The 2,984-nt window shown below is 52.1% G+C and carries 2 protein-coding genes; one reads left to right on the forward strand and one right to left on the reverse strand.

Annotated features, from left to right (window positions below):
* Window positions 1–1,615: 1,615 nt before the first annotated feature.
* Window positions 1,616–2,614, forward strand: coding sequence for a protein rep (locus E0D98_RS22920; protein WP_001672436.1), 999 nt, complete (start codon window positions 1,616–1,618; stop codon window positions 2,612–2,614).
* A gap of 153 nt (window positions 2,615–2,767) precedes the next feature.
* Here E0D98_RS22920 and E0D98_RS27610 read toward each other — a convergent pair.
* Window positions 2,768–2,984 (reverse strand): hypothetical protein (locus tag E0D98_RS27610; RefSeq protein ID WP_205713028.1); only part of this gene is annotated, 217 nt, incomplete at its 5' end.

The following is a 2,984-nucleotide window of genomic DNA, read 5'->3' on the forward strand; positions in this document are numbered from 1 at the left end:
CGTTTTAAGCGCGTTTCCGGGTCTCTGCTACGGCAGTCCACGGCTGACAGCTTTTCGCTCACCAGAAACACGCATGTCATGTTTAGCGCGGTGTGATTCTGCTGTCCAGTAGTCGGAGGGGGGGGGGAGCGTGTTTCTACAGGTCTTCGTGGGTTGATGATAGTGGAAATGCGAAAGAAACACGCTCATCCGTTGCTTAACACAAAAGATACAAAGCAACAACATTTCCGCACATGGACAGGAAGGGGAAGTGAGCGCATTTGAGGGCGGGGTGTAACAATCCCCATTTGACGCACAGTGAATTTTAACCCCTCAGACGCGCTCAGACGCGTTCTAACGTGATTTTTGCAGGCAGGCAAGGTTTTGTTCGTTTTTTCGCGTTTGATGCGTTCAGGGGCGTTTTAAGCGCGTTTCTGTCGCATCCCGGCGCTAATACCATCCCCATGGTTAATGGGAGCTTCAGAAACGCGCAGATGTCGTTTTAACGTGTCCCGGGCAGGTTGTCGAGGGTGTCGGGGCGTAGCCCTGACCAGGTGGTAATCGTATCGGCGTGCGCGGTTATACGATTACACATCCTGTCCCGTCATCGGAGTTGTTTTTGCGGTGTTCCTGCGGCAAATTGAGCGGGCATAGCAACACCTCAAAACAACTATCATCAGGAAATTGACTTTGACGGCCCCCTGACACAGGGGGATTTTTTTTTGCCTGTTATCTGCGGTTTTCACCGCGTCGCAGACCGCACACAATCGAAACGAAGTTGAGATTGTATAAGTGCGCACTTCGTGAGATTCCCCCCCGACTGCCAGTTTGTCGATCGCGCGGAACGGCTGCGGCACGAAAACGGCAAAATGATTTGCCGTCCGGTTGCCAGATCTGCGCGCTTCCGTGGAGGGCGACACGGCGCAAAAACTGCCGATATTGCGCCAGCGTTCCGGTAACACAAACTCGCAGAAATCGGGACAGGATGTGGGAATGTCGGACCGCGCACGCGCACTCAGACATTCCCCACCTGGTCAGGGCTACGCCCCGACACCCTGCCAACGCTTCGCGGCACGTGAAAAAATTCCGCGTACTGCTCACCGTTCCCGAATTCGTCAAACAGAAAATCGTGGGGTCCCGCGCCTCCGGCGTGGGTTCCGATTTTGTGATTGACGATGGCACGGAAAAAACACTGGAGGAGGTGGTTGGTGTCACGGAGTGATGCCAACCACCTGCAAGACGGTTTTTGTTGTTCACAAAATTGGTGGAAAAGCCTGTGGGTGTTTTGTCGGGAAAACGCTTTCGTGGTTGTTGTTTTTGCCCTCAAAAAATCGAACAAAAAACAGGCGATTTTGCTGCTGCTTTCGTGCGCGTTCCTTGTATTTATACTTAAGGGATAAATGCGATTTTTTGAATCAGCTCTATCCCTTGCCATATCTGGCCTGAGCGCGGATTTGCGTGTAAATAGGTTTGAGAGTATTTTGTCGGGAGTGGTTATAAATTAGCCCCTGCGAGTCTTCCACCACTCCAGGGGCGCGACCACCTAGAACATGAACTGATTTGACGACAATTGGTACAGGTGATACAGGAATGATAACACGCAATTTCGTCTGTCGCTCGCAAGGGGACGGCAGACATGAAAAATCCTGAACTTAAGAATCTGACGGATTACTCTCCAGCAGATAAACCGTGGGATGAACACCGAAGCTTTTCCGACGATGTGGGCGGTATTTATCTGCGTGCTGCCGGATTTGAGCACTACGGCGAACGTGTCGGGGCTTGTAGTGGTATTTTGCGGTTTGGGTGGTCAACAAACACAGAGACCGGAGAAACGCGCCTGCGGTTGCGTGATGCACGGTTCTGTCGCGTCCGGCACTGTCCGATCTGTCAGTGGAGGCGTTCCATGATGTGGCAAGCCCGTTTCTATCAGTCCCTGCCAAAGATTGTGACGGAACATCCCGGCGCGCGCTGGTTGTTTCTCACACTGACAGTGCGCAACTGTTCCATTGACGCGCTTGGTGAGACGCTGACCGCGATGAATGCGGGGTTTAAGCGGTTGAAAGAGCGTAAGGAATTTCGCCATGTGTTGGGTTGGGTTCGTACCACGGAAGTAACGCGCGGCAAGGATGGTACTGCACATCCCCATTTTCACACTCTGCTGATGGTTCCCCCTTCGATGTTGTCCGGCCGTGAGTATGTGAAACATGCCCGTTGGGTGGAACTGTGGCGTGATTGTCTGCGGGTGGCGTATGACCCGAATGTGGATATCAGAGTGGTGAAATCACGGAAACCAAAAGACGATGAATCTTTACCTTGTGTTGTTGCGGAACAGCTGCGCGGCGCGGTGGTTGAAACTCTGAAATATTCCACAAAGCCTGCTGATATGCTGGCTGATCCTGAATGGTTCCTCGAATTAACACGGCAGGTACACAAGCGTCGTTTTGTTGCTACGGGGGGAGCGCTTAAGAACGTTCTGCAACTGGAGCGGGAAACGAACGAGGATTTAATCATGGCGGATGACATGGCAGAGGGTACAGATGACGGTTCCCGTCTGGCGTTTTCGTGGGTGCCGGTTGTCAAAAAATACCAGCGCGATCGGGCGAAAGATAAACGTCAGCTAAGTGGCGAGGATTGAGCGCGTTTCAGGCGCGAACTATTCATGCACTGGGAGAATATTCAGAAACGCGCTCAGAAGCGTTCTAACGTGATTTTCAGAAACGAGCAAGGATTTACTCGTTTTTTGTTTTGACGCACTCAGAAGCGTTTTAAGCGCGTTTCCGGGTCTCTGCTACGGCAGTCCACGGCTGACAGCTTTTCGCTCACCAGAAACACGCATGTCATGTTTAGCGCGGTGTGATTCTGCTGTCCAGTAGTCGGAGGGGGGGGGGAGCGTGTTTCTACAGGTCTTCGTGGGTTGATGATAGTGGAAATGCGAAAGAAACACGCTCATCCGTTGCTTAACACAAAAGATACAAAGCAACAACATTTCCGCACATGGACAGGAA

Origin of the sequence: Escherichia sp. KCJ4928 (genome assembly GCF_004352695.1) — a bacterium.
GTDB lineage: Bacteria > Pseudomonadota > Gammaproteobacteria > Enterobacterales > Enterobacteriaceae > ECMA0423.

Bases quoted from the DNA above. Each gene is read 5' to 3' on its own strand.
- E0D98_RS22920 (WP_001672436.1), top strand. From the start codon at position 1,616: ATGAAAAATCCTGAACTTAAGAATCTGACGGATTACTCTCCAGCAGAT.